Source organism: Aquitalea sp. LB_tupeE (assembly GCF_013391415.1).
In the GTDB taxonomy this organism is placed as follows: domain Bacteria; phylum Pseudomonadota; class Gammaproteobacteria; order Burkholderiales; family Chromobacteriaceae; genus Aquitalea.
In genome coordinates this window covers 61,271-79,286 of sequence record NZ_JACAXB010000002.1, presented here as the reverse complement: position 1 = coordinate 79,286, position 18,016 = coordinate 61,271, and the positions used below count along the sequence as shown (strand labels likewise).

The following is an 18,016-nucleotide window of genomic DNA, read 5'->3' as shown; positions in this document are numbered from 1 at the left end:
TACTGTCTGCGTCGGCGCGCCTTGCAGCAGGACGCTGCGCTACTTTCTCAGCCGCTCATATTGTTTGTTCCAAGCGTAGTACGGGACGACGCGCGCCATTGCCCGCTGCTGCCCTGACCGGGCTGTGGCGGGCACATTCTGTAAGGCCTGTAAGGAAAAATACCATGCAATTGTTCAAGCCTTTGATCCTGCTGTTGTCGCTGTGCAGCAGTCTGGTGGCGGCCAGCCCCTTGACCGAGCTGGCACATGCCGACCCGGCTGACCGTGCCGGTCTGATCACGCAATGGACAGTGCAGGCCGACGGCCCGCGCCGTCAGGCGGTTGCCGCACTGGAGGAGGGCAGGCTGTTCTCCAGTGCCGATGGCAGCCATGTGTTGTTGCAAGGGACTGACGGCAAGCTCAGCGACGTGGATAGCGGCCAGCTGGTGGCTGGCGATGCCGCCAGTCTGGATACCTTGCCGGTCAACAACAGCGTGCGCAGCGCGCTGGAGGCGTTTCATGCTGCCGGTGATCTGGCCGACCCGGACCGCAACAAGCGCCTGAGTGCCATCCAGGCCTTGCAGGACAGTGCCAACCCCGGCCTGCTGCCCTTGCTGCTGAGCCGTCAACGACAGGAACAGGACAGCCAGGTGAAGCAGGCCTTGCACATGGCCAGCGCCCGCCTGCAACTGGCCAGCCCGCTTGTCGCCCAGCGGCTGCAGGCCATTGGGGTTCTGGCCGATAGTGCCGATCCGGCCACCGTCAGCCTGCTGGCTCCGTTGGCCAGTGAAGCTGGCGAGCAGGATGCCAGCGTACGGGCGGCAGCCAGCCAGGCCATCAGCGCCATCAAGACCAGCCAATGGCGTTACAACATGCTGGGCTATGCCTTCAGCGGCATCAGCCTGGGCTCGGTATTGCTGCTGGCCGCCCTGGGCCTGGCCATTACCTACGGCTTGCTGGGCGTCATCAATATGGCGCACGGTGAAATGCTGATGATTGGTGCCTATGCCAGTTATGTGGTGCAAAACCTGTTCCGCACGTGGTGGCCGGGGGCATTTGATGCCTATTTGCTGGCCGCGCTGCCGGTAGCCTTTGCCGTCACCTTTGTTATCGGCATGGCGCTGGAGCGGTTGATCATCCGCCATCTGTATGGCCGCCCGCTGGAAACCCTGCTGGCTACCTGGGGCATCAGCCTGATGCTGATTCAGGCGGTGCGCATACTGTTTGGTGCGCAAAACGTGGAAGTGGCCAACCCGTCCTGGCTGTCCGGCGGCTGGGAGATCACCCCGGCACTTACCCTGCCGTACAACCGGCTGGCCATCATTGCCTTTGTCGCTGCTGTGCTGGTCCTCACCTGGCTGGTACTCAACAAGACCCGGCTGGGCCTGTTCGTGCGTGCGGTCACGCAAAACCGCCGCATGGCCGACAGCGTGGGCGTGCCCACCGGCAAGGTGGACATGCTGGCCTTTGGCCTGGGTTCGGGCATTGCCGGGCTGGGCGGAGTGGCTTTGAGCCAGATCGGCAACGTGGGCCCGGAGCTGGGGCAGGGCTATATCGTCGACAGTTTCATGGTGGTGGTGCTGGGCGGGGTGGGCCAACTGGCCGGTACCGTGACCGGGGCCATGGGCCTGGGCATCGTCAACAAGATTCTGGAACCGTCGCTGGGAGCGGTGCTGGGCAAGATCCTCATTCTCGGCTTCATCATACTGTTCATCCAGAAGCGTCCACAAGGCCTGTTTGCCCTCAAGGGCCGGGTACTGGACTAGGAGAGACCATCATGCAAACGTCACTTTCCCTGCGGCTGGCCACCCGTCTGGGGCCGCAGCCGCTGAAACTGGCCGGTGCTGCGGCACTGGCTGTGTTGCTGGCCATGCCAGCCCTGCATTTATGGACGGACCCGGCCAGCAGCCTGCATGTGTCGGCCTATACCCTGACGCTGGTGGGCAAGATTTTGTGCTATGCCATCGTGGCGCTGGCCATGGACCTGGTATGGGGTTACACCGGTCTGCTCAGCCTGGGGCACGGCCTGTTCTTTGCCCTGGGCGGTTACGGCATGGGCATGTATCTGATGCGCGCCATCGGCCATGACGGCAATTACCAGAGCGATCTGCCGGACTTCATGGTGTTTCTGGACTGGAAGTCGCTGCCCTGGTTCTGGCAGGGAAGCGAACATCTGGCCTGGGCGCTGTGTCTGGCCGTGGGCGTGCCCGGCCTGTTGGCGCTGGTGTTTGGCTGGCTGGCGTTTCGCTCGCGCATCAAGGGTGTGTACTTTTCCATCATGACCCAGGCGCTCACTTATGCTGCCATGCTGCTGTTTTTCCGCAATGAAACCGGCTTTGGCGGTAATAACGGCTTTACCGACTTCAAACGCATTCTTGGCTATGGCATTGCCGCACCGGGCACCCGCGCCACGTTGTTTTTGCTGACCGTGCTGCTGCTGGTGGCAGCGCTGGCTGCCGGTTTCTGGCTGGTGCACAGCAAGTTCGGCCGCATCCTCACCGCCATTCGCGATGCCGAGTCGCGGCTGATGTTCTGCGGTTACAACCCGCTGTATTACAAGCTGTTCATCTGGGTGGCTTCCGCCATGTTGTGCGGCCTGGCCGGGGCGCTGTATGTGCCGCAGGTGGGCATTATCAATCCGGGTGAAATGTCACCGGCCAACTCGATTGAAATTGCCATCTGGGTGGCGGTGGGCGGGCGTGGCAGCCTGATCGGCCCGGTGCTGGGCGCAGGCTTCATCAATGCCGCCAAAAGCTGGTTTACCGTGGCTTTTCCCGAGTACTGGCTGTTCTTTTTGGGTGCGCTGTTCATTGCCACCACGCTGTTCTTGCCACGCGGCCTGTTGGGCTTGCTGCGTAGCCACAAGGAGAATGCATGATGTCCGCCACTACTTCGCAACCGGTGCAGCGTGAAAGCTGGGATGGAGATGTCCCGGCCAGCGGCCGCCTGTTACAGCCAGGCCTGGATGTCACCCATGGCCAGATTCTGTATCTGGACGACATCAGCGTCAGCTTTGACGGTTTCCGGGCGCTTAACCGCCTGTCGCTGTCCATTGCAGTGGGTGAGCTGCGCTGCATCATCGGCCCCAATGGCGCAGGCAAAACCACCATGATGGACGTGATTACCGGCAAGACCCGCGCCGACAGCGGCTCGGCCTTTTTCGGGCAGACCATCAATCTGGCCCAGCATTCCGAGGCCGAAATCGCCCAGCTGGGCATAGGCCGCAAATTCCAGAAACCGACAGTATTCGAGGCGATGACGGTGCAGGAAAACCTGGAGCTGGCGCTGGCCGGGCCGCGCTCGGTGTGGGCCAGTCTGCGTGCTCGCCTGACCGGTCAGCAGCGCGATCGCATTGAAGAATTACTGACGCTGATTCGCCTGGGCGAGCAGCGGGCACGGCTGGCCGGGCTGTTGTCACACGGGCAGAAGCAGTGGCTGGAAATCGGCATGCTGCTGGCGCAGGAGCCGCAGCTATTGTTGCTGGACGAGCCGGTGGCCGGCATGACCGATGCTGAAACCGAAAAAACCGCCGAGTTGCTGCTGACCCTGCAAGGGCAGCATTCGCTGATGGTGGTGGAGCACGATATGGATTTCATCGCTAGCATTGCCGGCAAGGTGACGGTGCTGGCCGAGGGCGCAGTTCTGGCCGAAGGGACGTTGGCACAGGTACAGGCCGACGAACGGGTGATCGAAGTTTATCTGGGGCGCTGACATGCTGGACATACAGGAACTGGAACAATACTACGGCGGCAGCCACATTCTGCGCCGCGTCAGCCTGCAGGCCGAAATCGGCCAGGTAACCTGCCTGCTTGGCCGTAACGGCGTGGGCAAATCCACCTTGCTGCGCTGCCTGATGGGCCAGCTGCCAGCCAAAAGCGGCAGCATTCGCTGGCAGGGCGAGGACATCAGCCGCTGCGCACCGCATCAACGCGTGGCACGTGGCATTGCCTATGTGCCGCAAGGGCGGGAAATTTTTGCCCGGCTGACGGTGGAAGAAAACCTGCGCATGGGGCTGGCACGTTTTGGCGGCAAGGCCGGGCGTGATATTCCGGCCTCGGTGTACGAGATGTTCCCGGTGCTATACGACATGCGTCAGCGCCGTGGCGGCGACCTGTCCGGTGGCCAGCAGCAGCAACTGGCCATCGGCCGGGCGCTGGTCAGCCAGCCTTCGCTGCTGGTGCTGGATGAACCCACCGAGGGCATCCAGCCCTCCATCATCAAGCAGATTGGCGAAGTCATCCGCAATCTGGCCGCGCGGCGCGACATGGCCATCCTGCTGGTGGAGCAGTACTACGATTTTGCCGAAGCACTGGCCGACCGCTATATGGTGATGTCGCGCGGTGAAGTGATACGTTGCGGAGCTGGTTCCGACATGGCGCAGGACGGTGTACGCGAACTGCTGGCCATCTGACAAGGCAGGCTGCCACCCGGCACGCTAATTGCTGATTCGTATCTCATCCACCTTGCTGATTGACTGCTGATGAATCTGAATGAGCTGAGCATGGTCGGCGGCTTGCCTGCCGGTTTGCAAGCCGGCTGGCCTGCTGCACTGGAATTGGGCTATGCCGTGGTGCATGGTCGCACCGTGCCGGTGCATCGCCGTCACCAGGGGCCGTTGCGGGTGCAAAAACACTTCATCGACGCGCATGGCCAGTGCCAGCACATTGTGGTGCATCCGCCAGGTGGCATGGCGGGTGGCGACAGGCTGACGCTGGACATCGACCTGGCCGCAGGCAGCCAGGTTCTGCTGACCAGCCCCGGCGCTGCCAAATGGTATGACAGCTTCGGGCGACAGGCAGGTCAGCAGCTGCAAGTGCGGCAGCAGTCCGGCAGCCTGCTGGAGTGGCTGCCGCAGGAAACCATTCTGTATGCCGGCAGCGTGGTGGTACTCGACAACCGCTTTTTGCTGCAGGGCGATGCCCGCCTGTTGGCCGGCGAGGTGATGTGCCTGGGGCGGCCGGCCAGTGCCGAGCGCTTTGATCGCGGCTGCTGGCAGCAAAGCGGCGAAGTGTGGCGTGATGACAAGCTGCTGTGGTGTGAACACAGCCATGTGCCCGGTGACAGCCCCTTGCTGGCCTCGCCGGTGGGCATGGGCGGCCACAGCGTGCTGGCCACCCTGCTGTGGGCCGGGCCGGACTTGCCGCCCGAGCTGCACCAAGCCTGCCTGGAGCTGCCCTGTGCCGGGTGTGCTGCGGCCAGCCAGTTACCCGGCGTGTGGCTGGCCCGCTTTATTGGCGACAGTGCCGAAGCCGCCCATCACTGGCTGCGCAGCTGTCGCGACCTGATCTACCCCTTCAGCCACGGACGTGCGGCCAGCCAGCCGCGCATCTGGGCAAGCTGACACGAAAGCATTCCATGGAACTGACCCCCCGCGAAAAAGACAAGCTGCTGATCTTCACCGCCGGTCTGGTAGCCGAACGCCGCCTGGCGCGTGGCCTGCGGCTGAATTATCCCGAAGCCGTGGCTTATATCAGTGCCGCCATTCTGGAAGGCGCGCGTGACGGACAGAGCGTGTCCGCGCTGATGCACTACGGCACCACCTTGCTCAAGCGCGAACAAGTGATGGACGGTGTGCCGGAGATGATTCCGGACATCCAGGTGGAAGCCACTTTCCCGGACGGCACCAAGCTGGTCACCGTGCACCAGCCCATTGTCTGAACCACAGTCTGCCCACAGGAGATGCAGATGATTCCAGGAGAAATCCGCGTGCAGGATGGCGAGATCGACCTTAACGCCGGCCGCGACACCATCAGCCTGGTGGTGGCCAATCGTGGCGACCGGCCGATACAGGTGGGTTCGCATTATCACTTTGCCGAAACCAATGATGCACTGCTGTTTGACCGTGCCGCAGCGCGCGGCTTCCGGCTGAATATTGCCGCCGGCACCGCCGTGCGTTTTGAGCCGGGCCAGACCCGGACGGTAGAACTGGTGGCGCTGGCCGGTGCGCGCCGGGTGTTCGGCTTTCAGGGCCGGGTGATGGGGGACTTATGAAAATCAGCAGACAGGCCTATGCCGAAATGTTCGGCCCCACCACGGGCGATGCGGTGCGCTTGGCCGATACCGGCTTGTGGGCAGAGGTAGAGCGTGACTTCACCGTGTATGGCGAAGAAGTGAAGTTTGGTGGCGGCAAGGTGATTCGCGACGGCATGGGGCAGGGCCAGGCGCTGGCCGCCGAGGTGGCCGATACCGTGATTACCAATGCGCTGATCATCGACCACTGGGGCATCATCAAGGCGGATATCGGCCTGAAAGCCGGGCGCATTGCCGCCATTGGCAAGGCGGGCAACCCGGACATACAGCCCGGCGTGGACATTGTGATTGGTGCGGCGACGGAAATCATTGCTGGTGAAGGCATGATTGTGACCGCAGGCGGTATCGACACGCATATTCACTTCATTTGCCCGCAGCAAATTGAAGAAGCGCTGGCATCCGGCATCACCAGCATGATAGGCGGCGGCACCGGCCCGGCCACCGGCACCAACGCCACCACCTGCACACCCGGCCCCTGGCATATGGCCAGCATGCTCAAGGCCGCCGAAGGCTTTGCCATGAACCTGGGCTTTACCGGCAAGGGCAATGCCAGCCTGCCGGAAGCACTGCGCGAACAGGTACGCGCCGGGGCCATCGGCCTGAAGCTGCACGAAGACTGGGGCAGTACCCCGGCCGCCATCGACAACTGTCTGAGCGTGGCCGACGAGATGGACGTGCAGGTGGCCATACACACCGACACGCTGAACGAATCCGGCTTTGTCGAAGCCACACTGGCGGCGCTCAAGGGCCGCACCATTCACACCTATCACACCGAGGGGGCCGGTGGCGGCCACGCGCCGGACATCATCAAGGCCTGCGGCTTTGCCAATGTGCTGCCCAGCTCCACCAATCCGACACGGCCGTTTACCGTCAACACCATCGACGAGCATCTGGACATGCTGATGGTGTGCCACCACCTGGACCCGGCCATTGCCGAGGACGTGGCTTTTGCCGAAAGCCGCATCCGCCGCGAAACCATTGCCGCTGAGGACATCCTGCATGATCTGGGTGCGTTTGCCATGATGTCTTCCGACAGCCAGGCCATGGGTCGGGTGGGGGAAACCATCCTGCGTTGCTGGCAGACAGCGGACAAGATGAAGCAGCAGCGCGGCCCGCTGGTAGGCGATGGCGAGGGCTGCGACAACACCCGCATCAAGCGCTATATCGCCAAATACACCATCAACCCGGCCATCACCCATGGCATCAGCCACGAGGTGGGCAGTATCGAGGTGGGCAAGCTGGCCGACCTGGTGCTGTGGAAGCCGATGTTCTTTGGCGTCAAACCTTCGCTCATCCTCAAGGGTGGCATCATCGCCATGGCTGCCATGGGCGATGCCAATGCCAGCATTCCCACCCCGCAGCCGGTGCACAGTCGGCCGATGTTCGGCAGCTTCGGCAAGGCCATTGCCGATGGCAGCGTCACCTTTGTGTCGCAGGCGGCGCTGGACGCAGGAGTAGGTCAGGCGTTGGGTCTGAGCAAGCGGCTGGTGGCAGTACAGAACTGCCGCAGCGTGCAAAAGACCGACCTGATCCACAACGACTACCTGCCGCAGATCGAGGTGGACCCGCAGAACTATCAGGTCAAAGCCGATGGTCAGCTGTTGTGGTGCGAGCCGGCCGCCGTACTACCCATGGCCCAGCGCTACTTCCTGTTCTGAACAGGCTGCGCGGGGACAAGAAAAAACATGGCCTGGAAACGATGTCGTCCTGGTCAGGAAAACAGACAAACGAGGAAAGAATATGCTGGTGATTACCGAGCGACTGCCCCAGCCCTGCCGCAGCGATACCGACTTGCTGCTCAGCTTTGAGTTGCGCAGCAAAACCCGGCTGCGTACCCGCACCGTGGATGGCGAGGAAGCCGGATTGTTTTTGACTGCCGGCGCACCGCTGGCGCATGGCCAGTGCCTGCGTGCCGAAGACGGCCGCGTGGTGCGCATACTGGCTGCCGATGAAGCCTTGCTGCATGTACGTTGCGCCAGCCCGGAAGCACTGTGCCGGGCGGCCTACCACCTGGGTAATCGTCACGTTCATTTGCAAGTGGGCGATGGCTGGTTGCGCTTGCTGGACGACTATGTGCTGGAGCAGATGCTGCAACAAATGGGTGCCGAAGTAAGTCGCCTGTTTGCGCCGTTCAACCCGGAAAGCGGTGCCTATGGCAGTGGCCATCATCACTCGCACGGCAAGGAAGCCGCCTTCCAGTACGCACCCAAACTGCATCTGTTTGGCCAGCCTGCATGAGCGCCATCTTGCCCTTGCTGCAATTGCTGCGCCTGGCCAGCCCCGGTTTGCCGATTGGCGGCTTCAGCTATTCGCAGGGACTGGAAAGCGCGCTGGAGCTGGGCCTGGTCCACGACGCCGCCAGTGCGCAGCAATGGTTGCATGATGTCTTGCAAGGCCCGCTCTGCCGTTTTGACGCCGCCATGCTGGCGCAGATGCTACAGGCCGTGGCCGATGGCGATGAGGCCGCTTTGGCCCAGCTCAACCAGCGCTATCTGGCCAGCCGCGATTGCCGCGAGCAAAGGCAGGAAACCATACAAATGGGCTACTCGCTGCGCCAGTTGCTGGCGGGTTTGCCGGAGGGGCAGTCCATGTCCTGGCCGGATGGCTTGGGCCATGGCGAAATCTGCCTGCCCACGGCATGGGCGTTGGCAGCCAGTGCACTGGGCATTGCCCGGCAAGAAGCGGTGACAGCATTGCTGTGGAGCTGGCTGGAAAACCAGGTGATGGTGCTGCTCAAGGCCATGCCCATGGGGCAGAGTGCTGGCCAGCAATTGTTATCAGCCTTGCTGCCCACACTGGCCGAGGCGGCGGAGCTGGCCGTCAGCCTGCCTGCCGTACAACACAGTAATTTCGCCCCCGGCCTGATGTGGGCGGCGATGAAACACGAAACCCAATACAGTCGCCTGTTCCGATCATGAGCCAGCATCCTGACTGTTTGTCTGTCACGGAGCGATGGCAAGGCCTTGGTCCTGTGTTTCAGCATTCTGAAAAAGCCTAATACCATGCAAATCATCATCGATGACCTGACTGACCCGCGCGTGCACGCGCTATTGCAAGAGCATCTGGCCGGCATGTATGCCAATTCGCCAGCGGAAAGCGTACACGCGCTGGACCTTTCTGGCCTGAAGGCCGCCGAGCTCACTTTCTGGACCGCGTGGGAGGGCGAGCAGGTGCTGGGTTGCGGCGCACTCAAGCAGCTTGACCCCGCGCATGGCGAAATCAAATCCATGCGAACCGCTGCCGCCCATCTGCGCAAGGGTGTGGCACAGCGCATTCTGGCGCAAATCCTGCACACAGCGCAGCAGCGTGGCTATCAGCGGCTCAGCCTGGAAACCGGCAGCACCGCGGCATTCCTGCCCGCCCTGGCGCTATATGAAGGCTTTGGCTTTAACCGCTGCGGGCCGTTTGCCCATTACCGTGAAGATCCCTTCAGCATCTTCATGAGCCTGGAAATCCAGGCTCATCCCTTAGCTGCTACCGAACTAACCCAACAAAAAGGACATCCGGCATGAAAAAGAGCGCACTTCGCGTGGGTATTGGCGGGCCGGTCGGCTCGGGCAAGACCCACCTCACCTGGGCCTTGTGCAGCGCCCTGCGCGACATCTACAACGTGGCCGTGGTCACCAATGACATTTACACCCAGGAAGATGCCCAGTTTCTGGTGAAGAACGAAGCCCTGTCGCCGGACCGCATCATCGGGGTGGAAACCGGCGGCTGCCCGCATACCGCCATTCGCGAAGATGCTTCGATCAATCTGGAAGCCGTGGCACGGCTCAATGCCCGCCATCCGGGGCTGGACGTGATTTTCATCGAAAGTGGTGGCGACAATCTGGCTGCCACCTTCAGCCCGGAGTTGTCCGACCTCACCATTTACGTGATCGATGTGTCTGCCGGTGACAAGATTCCGCGCAAGGGCGGGCCGGGCATTTGCAAGTCGGACCTCTTGGTGATCAACAAGATCGACCTGGCACCGCTGGTGGGGGCCTCGCTGGAGGTGATGGAGCGCGATGCACGCAAGATGCGCGGCGAGCGGCCGTTTGTGTTCAGTAATCTGAAAAGCGGGCAGGGCCTCTCGGACATCATCGCCATCATCGAGGAGAAGGGCATGCTCAAGCTGTAAGCCAGTTGTTCTGGGCAAACAGATGGTGAGTTGATGTGACAAGGCCGGGCCATGCCCGGCCTTGTCATGGCAGCAGTGCTCTTGGAGCCGCTAACAAAAAACCTGCTGCCGCGTTGCGCCTCCTTGCCGTACTCAATGTACTGTTTGCGTCGGCGCGCCTTGCCCCAGGGAGGCTACGCTATTTTGTTAGCTGCTCTTACTGCGGAGCGTGCGGGCCGTCTTCCTGCGGGGCCTGCGGTCGCAGCGGCCTGGCCAGTACCATGCCGTCGTAGGGCTGGCATATGGCGGGAATGCTGTCGCCGTGCAGGTATATGGTGGTCTTGCTGCCTATCTTCTTGCCTACGCAGGCTTTGACGGCAGCCAGGGGCGGCTCATGCGGCGGCGGTGGCATGTGCGCATGCTCATCGGCCGGATGGTGGCCACCTGCCTCGCAGGGCGGGTGCTCCGGCATGGAGGCGTCATGCGCTTCGGGCTGGCAACGATGTACAGGTGAATCTGGCGGCATGCTGCTGTCCGCAGCTTGGCTGGTGTTGCATAACAGCAGGCCCAAAGCGGCGCTGACAAGGAAAAAGTGAGAGGGGCGCATGAGAGTCCTGCTTACATGGTGAACAATATGCTCACCATAGTCAGGCGCTGGCAGCGGCACAATCAGGCCTCTGCCAGCTTTACACCGCTTTGAGCGAAGTGAAGCCAATTAGCCCCGTTTAACATGCTTTACATGCACAGCCGGGGCAAGTTCCGGGCTTGGCGCGGCTAACAACATAGCGTAGCGTCCCTGGGGCAAGGAGGCGCAACGCAGCAGCAGGGTTTTTGTCAGCCGCACTTAGAAGTGGTAATGGGCAAAGGTAAACAGCACATTGCCATTGCCCTTGCCGCCGGGAATATAGGTGCTGTTGATGGTCAGATTGCCATAGCTGATGCCCACCAGCGGCAGCACCCCGGGGAAGGGGAAGGAGTGCAGGGTGTCGGTGCGCGAGGTGATGAAAGCGGTATAGCCGATTTCCGCCCGCCATTCGCCCAGGCGGACAAAGGGGTGGGTATAGGCATAGCCGGCAATCGGCTCTACTTTTTTGTGCGAGTCAAGAAAAGCCATGGCGTACAGCGCATGCCAGTTGTCATTGTCGTCACGCAGGCTGCGGCCCAGGCCAAAGCCCCAGGGGTTTTCATTGAACTCGGCGATCTTCTCTTTGGTATAGGCCCAGCGCATGTGATAGGTGTTCAAGGGCAAATAGGCATCCAGCGTGCCATCGTTCCAGACATGCTGGACTTCGTTGCTGGCGGTCTCCAGCCAGGAGTCGGCACGCGCCGGGCTGGAGAGCAGACAGGACAAGGCGCTGCCAAGGACAAGGGTAGTGGTAAAACGGGTATAAGCGGACATGAATCTCAACTGGCGGTGTGCTGCCAGCCAGAATGGCAGCACGATTGCAAAAATAGGGCAGGGCTGGGGATGTTACCTGTACTGGCCAGCAGGTCAAGTCAGCTCGGCTAGACCGGTTTAATCACGCAGAAGTTCCCGCTGTTCCAGCTCGGCTGCTTGCATGTCGCGGCACAAATGCAGCAGGGTGGCGGCGGCATCCGGGGCATGCGCTTGCAGACGCCGGGCCGCCGCGTCCAGCAACTGGCGCGCCTTGTGCCATTCGCCGTATTCCAGATACAGGCTCGCGCGTTGGTACAGGTTCATGCTGTCTTCCCGGTACAGGGCGGGATGCTGTGCTGGTTGTTGCTGGATGGTGTCCAGCCGCTCGCGGTTCAGCGCCTGGACGCGTGGCAGAAAATCATGGCACAGGGTATTGATGCTGCCATGCGTCAGCGCAGGCAGTGGCGGGCGTCGGGATACCAGTCGGGAGAGCGCCTTTAACATGACAGGGCAGTCCTGGCCTGCCTGGAGCAGGGCATGGTGATAAAACCTGCACCATACCCTGTCCGTACGTCAACTTGCGGCAAGAAACATCAATAGTTGTAAGGCCGGACCTTGCCTGCCGTTTCAGTCCTGCAAGGCCGGGTTCAGGGCGCTGCGCACCGTGCTTTCATCCAGCGCGGACGAGCACAGCTCGATGAAACGGTAGGCGTAGCTGCGCAGATAATGACCGCGACGAATGGCAATGCGGGTGGTTTGCTGGCCGAACAGCGGCTCGCCCGGCACCACTTTCACCGCCTGGTCGCGCTGCGGGTCCACCGCCATGGAGGCGACAATGCCGACTGCCAGCTCCAGCTCCACATAGGTCTTGATCACGTCGGCATCCAGTGCCGACATCACGATGTCCGGCACCAGCCCGGCGCGGGCAAAGGCACGGTCAATCTGTGCACGACCGGTAAAGCCCTGGTGATAGGTGACAATCGGGTACTCGGCCAGTGTTTCCAGCGACAGGGTTTGCTGATGCAGCGGATGTTCCGGCGGGGCAATCACGCTGTGGTACCAGCCATAGTAGGGAAAGGAAACCAGCTCGGGCACTTCGGCCACCGCTTCGGTAGCAATGCCGATATCGGCATCGCCGGACTGCAACAGGCGTACCAGCTCTTCCGGGCTGGCCTGATGCAGCACCAGGTGTACTTTGGGAAAGGCTTTCTTGAAGGCGGTCACCACCTTGGGCAGCGCATAGCGCGCCTGGGTGTGGGTGGTGGCAATGGTCAGCTGGCCTTCATCGCGCAGGCTGAACTGCTCGGCCAGGCGCTTGATGTTGCCTGCGTCCAGCAGCATGCGCTCCACGATGATCAGCAATTCCTTGCCAGGGTCGGTCAGCCCCAGGAAACGCTTGCCCTTGCGCACGAACAACTCGACGCCCAGTTCGTCTTCCAGGTCCTTGATGTGTTTGCTGACGCCGGATTGCGAGGTGTACAGCGCGTTGGCGACTTCGGTGAGGTTGAAGTTCTGGCGCACGGTTTCGCGGATGATGCGCAGTTGCTGGAAGTTCATGACCATGCCTTGAATTTATATAACTCAAAGCAGGATATTTCTGTTTTTAATATAACAAAAATAACATTTGCTTGTTTGCATATGCCATCTTGGTATCAGCTTGCGGCGTATCACACCAGCCACAGCTCACCCACCTGTGTTGCCAGTGCCTGGCAGGCGGGCGATTCGGCTGCTGACTGATTGCTGACCAGCAAGTCGATGGCTTCCGCCCGGCACAGGCTGAAGCGGCTGCTGACGCCCAGCTTGCTGGCATCGGCCAGGATAAAGGTTTGATCTGCCTGCTCGCTCATGGCAAGGGCCACTTCAGCCTCGGCAAGATCGTAATTACTGGCCCCCATATCGCAGCTGACGCCCACCGGGGACAGTAGGGCGATGTCTGCCCGGTAATGGCGGATGGCATTCACCGTGCTGCCACCCACCGTGGCTGCGGCACGTTCGCCCATTTCCCCACCCAGCATGATGAGCTGATGGCGCTTGCCCCCTTCTGGCTGGCGCAGTGCCAGTGCCACATCAAAAGCATTGGTGATGATGGTCAGGCCGGAGAGGCCGGCCAGTTGCCGGGCCAGCAGGGCGGTGGTGGTGCCGGCATCAATGAACACGGTTTGCCCGGCACTGAGCCTGCTGCACACCGCACGGGCAATGTCCTCCTTGAAACGGACGTTGAGCTGCGCCCGTTCGGCAATCGGGGCTTCCGTTGCGCTGGGACGCACGATGCCGCCATGGGTGCGGCGTAACTGACCCAGCGCTTCCAGCGCGGCAACGTCGCGCCTGACTGTTTCGCGCGATACCTGTAGCTCCCTGACTAGCCGGTCAGTGCTGATGCGCTGCTCCAATGCCAGCAAGGCACGGATGCGCTGGTAGCGCTCTTCTTGCCACATGGGCGTTTCCCCCTGAAATTTGCCTGCTCATTCTCCCTGGCTTTGCTGCCCTGTCAAGCCGGTCGGCTGCTGGATTTTGCAGGTCGGATTTGCACGCTTTGTGTACTTTTGTGGCAAAGTTGTAATATTGGGTGTTTATTATGCTGGCCATGCTGACGGGCTGGCATGGCCTCCCGTCTTCCTTTGTCATCCGGATCGGGAGATACCATGCAACGCCGCCAGTTCATTCATGCCCTTGCCGCCGTGTCCGCCAGCAGCCCCTTGTTGCTGGCCTCTTCATCAGCCCGTGCCCAGAGCAACACGGCCAGCGTACCGCTGGATACCGCACGCTGGTCGCCACTTAATGCCGCGCGCCTGCAATTGCTGCTGGACCAGTACGGCCGTCACAGCCCCACTTACCGCGCCGATCGCAAGCCTTATGCCGTGTTTGACTGGGATAACACCTGCATCATGAATGACTGTGAAGAAGCGTTGCTGATGTACCAGATCAACCATCTGCAGTACAAGCTGACGCCCGAGGAGTTCCACCAGGTCGTGTGGCGTGACGTGCCGGATGAAACCTTCATGGCCGACTACAAGACGGTGGATGGCAAGCCGGTACGCATGGCCGACATCGCAGCCGATGTGGTGGCGGACTATCGCTGGCTGTATGCCAACTATCAGGGGTTGGCTGGCAGCCGCAGCCTGGAGGACGTGCAGGCCAGCGACCAGTTCAAGGATTTCCGCGCCAAGCTGTACTTCATGTACGACGCCATCTGCGACAGTTTCCCGCTGGAAATCGGCTACAAGTGGATCATCTATTTCTACAAGAACATGAGCACGGCCGAACTGCAGGCCATGGCCCTGGCCTCCAACAAGGCCGCGCTGGGCGATGGCCTGCGCAAGATGCGCTATCAAAGCCCGGATACCCTGCCAGGCAAGGCGGGGGTGGTGGCGGATACCCATTTCCATGGCATCCGCGTGCATGAGGAAATCCGTGGGCTGATGCATACCCTGCGCGCCAACGGCATTGATGTGTATGTCAGCACCGCGTCCATCGACGACGTGGTGCGGGTATTCGCCGGCCATGCCGATTTTGGCTATGGCGTACCGCCGGAGAATGTCATCGGCTTGCGGCTGGAAATGGTCAATGGCCGTTATACCGATCGCTACCTCAGCGGCTGGCATTTCAACTGGGGCCCCGGCAAGACGGTGGGCATCCGCCAGCAGTTGCAGGCCAAGAAGGGCTATGGCCCGGTGCTGGTGGCGGGCGACAGCGATGGCGATGCCTGGATGCTGCGCGACTTTGCCGATACCTCGGTAGGGCTGATCGTCAATCGCATGAAAAAGGGCGAAATCGGCGCAGACAGCCAGCTGGCCGCCCAGCAACTGGGTCAACCGCAGGCGCGCTTCATTCTGCAAGGACGGGAGGAGGCAACCGGCTTGATGGTGCCGGATGAAAAGTCGCTCAAATATGGAAAAACCGAGCGCAAGCTGCTGGCCTGAGCGGGCTGTAATCCAGGCTTAATGCAAACGCCAGATGGCGCGATAGGCTTGCTGGTAGGGCAGGGCGGCATCCACCTCCTGCTCGCCCAGCTGTTGCAGCACTTCTCGGGTAAGCAGAATGGGTTTGCTGGCATAGCCGCTGGGGCTGGCATGGGCAAAGGCGCGGTTGAGTTCGTCTGCCATCTGCCAGCCTTGCGCCGCAAGTGGTTCGGCCACGGTTGCACTTTGCTGTGACAGTCCGGCCCGGATGCGGCTGATGGCCTTGCTGGAACCGTCTCCGGCCGAAACATTGCGGATATCCGTGCGCCGCACATGCAGCAGCGGATAGTTCATTTCATCGAAATAGACATCGTTGATGGCCAGTGTGTGCGTCCATTGCTTGCCATAGCGCTGGTTCAACTGCCTGACCACCGCATCCATCCGTTCTGCCGCATGGTTGATGGGGATGTTTTCCACGCTCAGCAATTTGCAGGTCTTGCACTGTGCCAGCGTCTGCTGCATGAAGCGGGTTTTGGCATTGGCAATGTCAAAGCGCTCATCATTGAAGATTACTACCCCGGCCTTGCCCTGACTTTGCTGGATGACATAGCTAGCGGCCAGCCGTGCCACTTCCTGCGGGTCGGTGGTGACATTGAAAAACAAGCCGTCCTGTGCTCCGGGCGTGGCGGTGGCATGCCAGCCCACCAGCGGAATGCCGGCCTGCCTTGCCGCACCGATTTCCACCCTCAGGTCGCTGGTGGCAATGCCCCCCAGAACCACGCCTTGCACCCGGCGTTCGCTAACGGCGCTGGCCAGTGCCTGGCGTAGCAGCGCACTGCTGCCTTTGCCGTCGATGATCTGTAACTGCCATCCCAACAGCCCGGCAGCAGTGGCAAAGGCACGATAACTGCCTGCAATGCCACCATTACGCAGATCCTGCGCCAGATACAGCACCTGATAATGGCCCGGCTGTCGGGGTGGGCCACTGCGTGGGCCGTCCCAGCGCTGCTCTGCCAATGCCGCCGCCAGGCCCTGACTGGCCAGCATCAGCACTATCAGCAGTGTGCGTTTCATTGCCATGACAACCTTTCGGCGTGCTGGCCCATGAGGGGTGGAGAAAAGACTAAGCGGGCAAGCAAAACAGCTCGCGCTAGGCTACTGCCATTCTATAAGTTCAGGTCGGATATGTGTATTGAATATGCATTTTACTTGTCCTGACGCAGATACCGCCAAACAAAAACCGCCCGGCAGGCGGGCGGTTGAAGTGCAATGGCACAGGATCAGAGTCGTTCGAAAATAACGGCTATGCCCTGACCACCGCCAATGCACATGGTAACCAGTGCATAGCGGCCATTGACGCGCTGCAGTTCGTACAAGGCCTTGGTGGCGATCACCGCACCGCTGGCTCCGATGGGGTGACCCAGGGCAATGGCACCGCCATTGGGATTGGCGCGGGCCGGGTCCAGCCCCAGCGCCTTGCATACCGCCAGGGACTGTGCGGCAAAGGCTTCGTTGGATTCGATCACATCCATCTGATCCAGCGTCAGCCCTGCACGTTTCAACGCTGCTTGCGTGGCCGGAATCGGGCCTTCACCCATGATGTGATTGGGTACGCCGCACACCGCGTAAGAAACCAGCCGTGCCATCGGCTGTTGCCCGGCTGCCGCTGCGGCATCCGCGCCGGCCAGCACCAGGAAGGCCGCACCATCATTGATGCCCGAGGCATTACCAGCAGTAACCGAGCCGTCTTTCTTGAATGCGGGTTTCATCTTGGCCAGTGCTTCCAGCGTGGTGGCGCGCGGATGTTCATCGGTATCGAATACCACTTCGCCCTTGCGGGTCTGGCTGACGATGGGGACGATCTGGCTGGCAAAGCGACCCTCGGCAATGGCGGTGGCCGCGCGCTGTTGCGAAACCAGCGCGAACTGGTCTTGTTCTTCGCGGCTGAGCTGCCATTTGTCCACCAGGTTTTCGGCGGTAATGCCCATATGGCCCACACCGAAGGGGTCGGTCAGCGCGGCGGTCATCATGTCCAGCGCCTTGACGTCGCCCATGCGCGCACCGCTACGCAATTGCGGCAACAGATAACCGGCACGGGACATGACTTCCACCCCGCCACCGATGGCATAGTCACAGTCTCCCAGCATGATGGCCTGTGCACTGGACACCACGGCTTGCAAGCCGGAACCGCACAGGCGGTTGACGGCCATGGCGACCGACTCCATCGGTAAACCGGCAGCAATGGAAGCCAGTCGTGCCACATAGGCATAACGGCTTTCGGTTGGAATGCAATTACCCACCGTGACATGGTGGATGCGGCTGGCGGCTGCGCCAGAGCGCAGCACGGCTTCCTTCATCACCATGCCGCCCAGTTCGGCCGGTTCCAGATGGCTCAGGCCGCCACCAAACGTACCGATCGCCGAACGCACGGCACTCAATACCACGATATCGCGTTGTTTCATTTGTTGTTTCTCCCGTGTCGTGTTGTTTCAAGCCACCACCTTACCAGCCGGAAATGTATGCAAGCAAGCAATTGCTTGGTTTGCCTGCCGGACAGTACCGCCAGCAGTAGACACGGTTGCTGCTGGAGTCTGGTACAGCTGCTTTGCAGTATGATGGACCGTTGCCCAG

The 18,016-nt window shown here is 61.2% G+C and carries 20 protein-coding genes; 13 read left to right on the top strand and 7 right to left on the bottom strand.

The annotated features are described in order from the left end of the window. The first annotated feature begins 164 nt into the window (after positions 1 to 164). The 12 genes from urtB to ureG all read left to right on the top strand — a co-directional run bounded on the left by urtB (position 165) and on the right by ureG (position 10,129). A complete protein-coding gene (gene urtB / locus HWX34_RS00385; protein WP_178970461.1) occupies positions 165 to 1,745 on the top strand; it encodes an urea ABC transporter permease subunit UrtB in 1,581 nt (526 codons plus the stop codon). Between the two features lie 11 nt (positions 1,746 to 1,756). Further along, positions 1,757 to 2,857 carry an urea ABC transporter permease subunit UrtC gene (urtC, locus tag HWX34_RS00380; protein WP_178970460.1) on the top strand — a complete coding sequence of 367 codons (1,101 nt, stop codon included), beginning with the start codon at positions 1,757 to 1,759 and terminating at the stop codon, positions 2,855 to 2,857. After that, positions 2,854 to 3,690 carry an urea ABC transporter ATP-binding protein UrtD gene (gene urtD / locus HWX34_RS00375; RefSeq protein ID WP_255496507.1) on the top strand — a complete coding sequence of 279 codons (837 nt, stop codon included), beginning with the start codon at positions 2,854 to 2,856 and terminating at the stop codon, positions 3,688 to 3,690. Before urtC ends, urtD begins: the two co-directional genes overlap by 4 nt. Before the next feature lies 1 nt (position 3,691). After that, complete coding sequence (urtE, locus tag HWX34_RS00370) at positions 3,692 to 4,390, top strand: urea ABC transporter ATP-binding subunit UrtE (protein WP_178970459.1); 699 nt, start codon at positions 3,692 to 3,694, stop codon at positions 4,388 to 4,390. Between the two features lie 69 nt (positions 4,391 to 4,459). Continuing rightward, complete coding sequence (locus HWX34_RS00365; RefSeq protein ID WP_255496506.1) at positions 4,460 to 5,320, top strand: urease accessory protein UreD; 861 nt, start codon at positions 4,460 to 4,462, stop codon at positions 5,318 to 5,320. A gap of 14 nt (positions 5,321 to 5,334) precedes the next feature. Further along, positions 5,335 to 5,637 (top strand): urease subunit gamma, encoded by a 303-nt coding sequence (locus tag HWX34_RS00360; RefSeq protein ID WP_178970458.1) that lies wholly within the window; start codon positions 5,335 to 5,337, stop codon positions 5,635 to 5,637. A gap of 27 nt (positions 5,638 to 5,664) precedes the next feature. Next, positions 5,665 to 5,970, top strand: a complete 306-nt coding sequence (locus tag HWX34_RS00355; RefSeq protein ID WP_178970457.1) for an urease subunit beta — start codon at positions 5,665 to 5,667, stop codon at positions 5,968 to 5,970. Next, on the top strand, positions 5,967 to 7,667 hold the full coding sequence (gene ureC / locus HWX34_RS00350; RefSeq protein WP_178970456.1) for an urease subunit alpha: 1,701 nt from the start codon (positions 5,967 to 5,969) through the stop codon (positions 7,665 to 7,667). Before HWX34_RS00355 ends, ureC begins: the two co-directional genes overlap by 4 nt. A gap of 82 nt (positions 7,668 to 7,749) precedes the next feature. Next, positions 7,750 to 8,247, top strand: coding sequence for an urease accessory protein UreE (gene ureE, locus HWX34_RS00345; protein WP_178970455.1), 498 nt, complete (start codon positions 7,750 to 7,752; stop codon positions 8,245 to 8,247). Further along, on the top strand, positions 8,244 to 8,927 hold the full coding sequence (locus tag HWX34_RS00340) for an urease accessory protein UreF (protein ID WP_178970454.1): 684 nt from the start codon (positions 8,244 to 8,246) through the stop codon (positions 8,925 to 8,927). Before ureE ends, HWX34_RS00340 begins: the two co-directional genes overlap by 4 nt. Positions 8,928 to 9,011: 84 nt before the next feature. Continuing rightward, complete coding sequence (locus HWX34_RS00335) at positions 9,012 to 9,521, top strand: GNAT family N-acetyltransferase (protein WP_178970453.1); 510 nt, start codon at positions 9,012 to 9,014, stop codon at positions 9,519 to 9,521. Continuing rightward, entirely contained in the window at positions 9,518 to 10,129 is a 612-nt protein-coding gene (gene ureG / locus HWX34_RS00330; RefSeq protein WP_178970452.1) for an urease accessory protein UreG, read from the top strand. The genes HWX34_RS00335 and ureG overlap by 4 nt, the downstream gene beginning before the upstream one ends. 196 nt (positions 10,130 to 10,325) lie before the next feature. On the opposite strand, the gene HWX34_RS00325 is transcribed toward ureG, so the two are convergent. The 5 genes from HWX34_RS00325 to HWX34_RS00305 all read right to left on the bottom strand — a co-directional run bounded on the left by HWX34_RS00325 (position 10,326) and on the right by HWX34_RS00305 (position 13,921). Beyond that, positions 10,326 to 10,634, bottom strand: a complete 309-nt coding sequence (locus HWX34_RS00325) for a hypothetical protein (protein WP_178970451.1) — start codon at positions 10,632 to 10,634, stop codon at positions 10,326 to 10,328. Between the two features lie 318 nt (positions 10,635 to 10,952). Continuing rightward, positions 10,953 to 11,507, bottom strand: coding sequence for a lipid IV(A) palmitoyltransferase PagP (pagP, locus tag HWX34_RS00320; protein WP_178970450.1), 555 nt, complete (start codon positions 11,505 to 11,507; stop codon positions 10,953 to 10,955). Between the two features lie 117 nt (positions 11,508 to 11,624). Further along, positions 11,625 to 11,990, bottom strand: a complete 366-nt coding sequence (locus tag HWX34_RS00315; RefSeq protein WP_178970449.1) for a hypothetical protein — start codon at positions 11,988 to 11,990, stop codon at positions 11,625 to 11,627. A 123-nt stretch (positions 11,991 to 12,113) separates the two neighbouring features. Further along, positions 12,114 to 13,043, bottom strand: a complete 930-nt coding sequence (locus HWX34_RS00310; RefSeq protein ID WP_178970448.1) for a CysB family HTH-type transcriptional regulator — start codon at positions 13,041 to 13,043, stop codon at positions 12,114 to 12,116. Positions 13,044 to 13,153: 110 nt separating this feature from the next. Beyond that, positions 13,154 to 13,921: a DeoR/GlpR family DNA-binding transcription regulator gene (locus tag HWX34_RS00305; RefSeq protein ID WP_178970447.1), complete on the bottom strand. Its 768-nt coding sequence runs from the start codon at positions 13,919 to 13,921 to the stop codon at positions 13,154 to 13,156. A 207-nt stretch (positions 13,922 to 14,128) separates the two neighbouring features. Here HWX34_RS00305 and HWX34_RS00300 point away from each other — a divergent pair, with 207 nt between their 5' ends. Further along, positions 14,129 to 15,406 (top strand): HAD family hydrolase, encoded by a 1,278-nt coding sequence (locus tag HWX34_RS00300; RefSeq protein ID WP_178970446.1) that lies wholly within the window; start codon positions 14,129 to 14,131, stop codon positions 15,404 to 15,406. Between the two features lie 18 nt (positions 15,407 to 15,424). Here HWX34_RS00300 and HWX34_RS00295 read toward each other — a convergent pair whose 3' ends face one another. Together HWX34_RS00295 and HWX34_RS00290 are read right to left on the bottom strand one after the other, a co-directional pair. Beyond that, complete coding sequence (locus HWX34_RS00295; protein WP_178970445.1) at positions 15,425 to 16,459, bottom strand: substrate-binding domain-containing protein; 1,035 nt, start codon at positions 16,457 to 16,459, stop codon at positions 15,425 to 15,427. A 206-nt stretch (positions 16,460 to 16,665) separates the two neighbouring features. Next, on the bottom strand, positions 16,666 to 17,847 hold the full coding sequence (locus tag HWX34_RS00290; protein ID WP_178970444.1) for an acetyl-CoA C-acyltransferase family protein: 1,182 nt from the start codon (positions 17,845 to 17,847) through the stop codon (positions 16,666 to 16,668). Between the last annotated feature and the right edge of the window lie 169 nt (positions 17,848 to 18,016).

What these genes read in the sequence shown, in the direction of transcription:
- urtB (WP_178970461.1), top strand. Translation starts at nt 165, where the DNA reads ATGCAATTGTTCAAGCCTTTGATCCTGCTGTTGTCGCTGTGCAGCAGT.
- urtC (WP_178970460.1), top strand. Translation starts at nt 1,757, where the DNA reads ATGCAAACGTCACTTTCCCTGCGGCTGGCCACCCGTCTGGGGCCGCAG.
- urtD (WP_255496507.1), top strand. Translation starts at nt 2,854, where the DNA reads ATGATGTCCGCCACTACTTCGCAACCGGTGCAGCGTGAAAGCTGGGAT.
- urtE (WP_178970459.1), top strand. Translation starts at nt 3,692, where the DNA reads ATGCTGGACATACAGGAACTGGAACAATACTACGGCGGCAGCCACATT.
- HWX34_RS00365 (WP_255496506.1), top strand. Translation starts at nt 4,460, where the DNA reads ATGAATCTGAATGAGCTGAGCATGGTCGGCGGCTTGCCTGCCGGTTTG.
- HWX34_RS00360 (WP_178970458.1), top strand. Translation starts at nt 5,335, where the DNA reads ATGGAACTGACCCCCCGCGAAAAAGACAAGCTGCTGATCTTCACCGCC.
- HWX34_RS00355 (WP_178970457.1), top strand. Translation starts at nt 5,665, where the DNA reads ATGATTCCAGGAGAAATCCGCGTGCAGGATGGCGAGATCGACCTTAAC.
- ureC (WP_178970456.1), top strand. Translation starts at nt 5,967, where the DNA reads ATGAAAATCAGCAGACAGGCCTATGCCGAAATGTTCGGCCCCACCACG.
- ureE (WP_178970455.1), top strand. Translation starts at nt 7,750, where the DNA reads ATGCTGGTGATTACCGAGCGACTGCCCCAGCCCTGCCGCAGCGATACC.
- HWX34_RS00340 (WP_178970454.1), top strand. Translation starts at nt 8,244, where the DNA reads ATGAGCGCCATCTTGCCCTTGCTGCAATTGCTGCGCCTGGCCAGCCCC.
- HWX34_RS00335 (WP_178970453.1), top strand. Translation starts at nt 9,012, where the DNA reads ATGCAAATCATCATCGATGACCTGACTGACCCGCGCGTGCACGCGCTA.
- ureG (WP_178970452.1), top strand. Translation starts at nt 9,518, where the DNA reads ATGAAAAAGAGCGCACTTCGCGTGGGTATTGGCGGGCCGGTCGGCTCG.
- HWX34_RS00325 (WP_178970451.1), bottom strand. Translation starts at nt 10,634, where the DNA reads ATGCCGCCAGATTCACCTGTACATCGTTGCCAGCCCGAAGCGCATGAC.
- pagP (WP_178970450.1), bottom strand. Translation starts at nt 11,507, where the DNA reads ATGTCCGCTTATACCCGTTTTACCACTACCCTTGTCCTTGGCAGCGCC.
- HWX34_RS00315 (WP_178970449.1), bottom strand. Translation starts at nt 11,990, where the DNA reads ATGTTAAAGGCGCTCTCCCGACTGGTATCCCGACGCCCGCCACTGCCT.
- HWX34_RS00310 (WP_178970448.1), bottom strand. Translation starts at nt 13,043, where the DNA reads ATGAACTTCCAGCAACTGCGCATCATCCGCGAAACCGTGCGCCAGAAC.
- HWX34_RS00305 (WP_178970447.1), bottom strand. Translation starts at nt 13,921, where the DNA reads ATGTGGCAAGAAGAGCGCTACCAGCGCATCCGTGCCTTGCTGGCATTG.
- HWX34_RS00300 (WP_178970446.1), top strand. Translation starts at nt 14,129, where the DNA reads ATGCAACGCCGCCAGTTCATTCATGCCCTTGCCGCCGTGTCCGCCAGC.
- HWX34_RS00295 (WP_178970445.1), bottom strand. Translation starts at nt 16,459, where the DNA reads ATGAAACGCACACTGCTGATAGTGCTGATGCTGGCCAGTCAGGGCCTG.
- HWX34_RS00290 (WP_178970444.1), bottom strand. Translation starts at nt 17,847, where the DNA reads ATGAAACAACGCGATATCGTGGTATTGAGTGCCGTGCGTTCGGCGATC.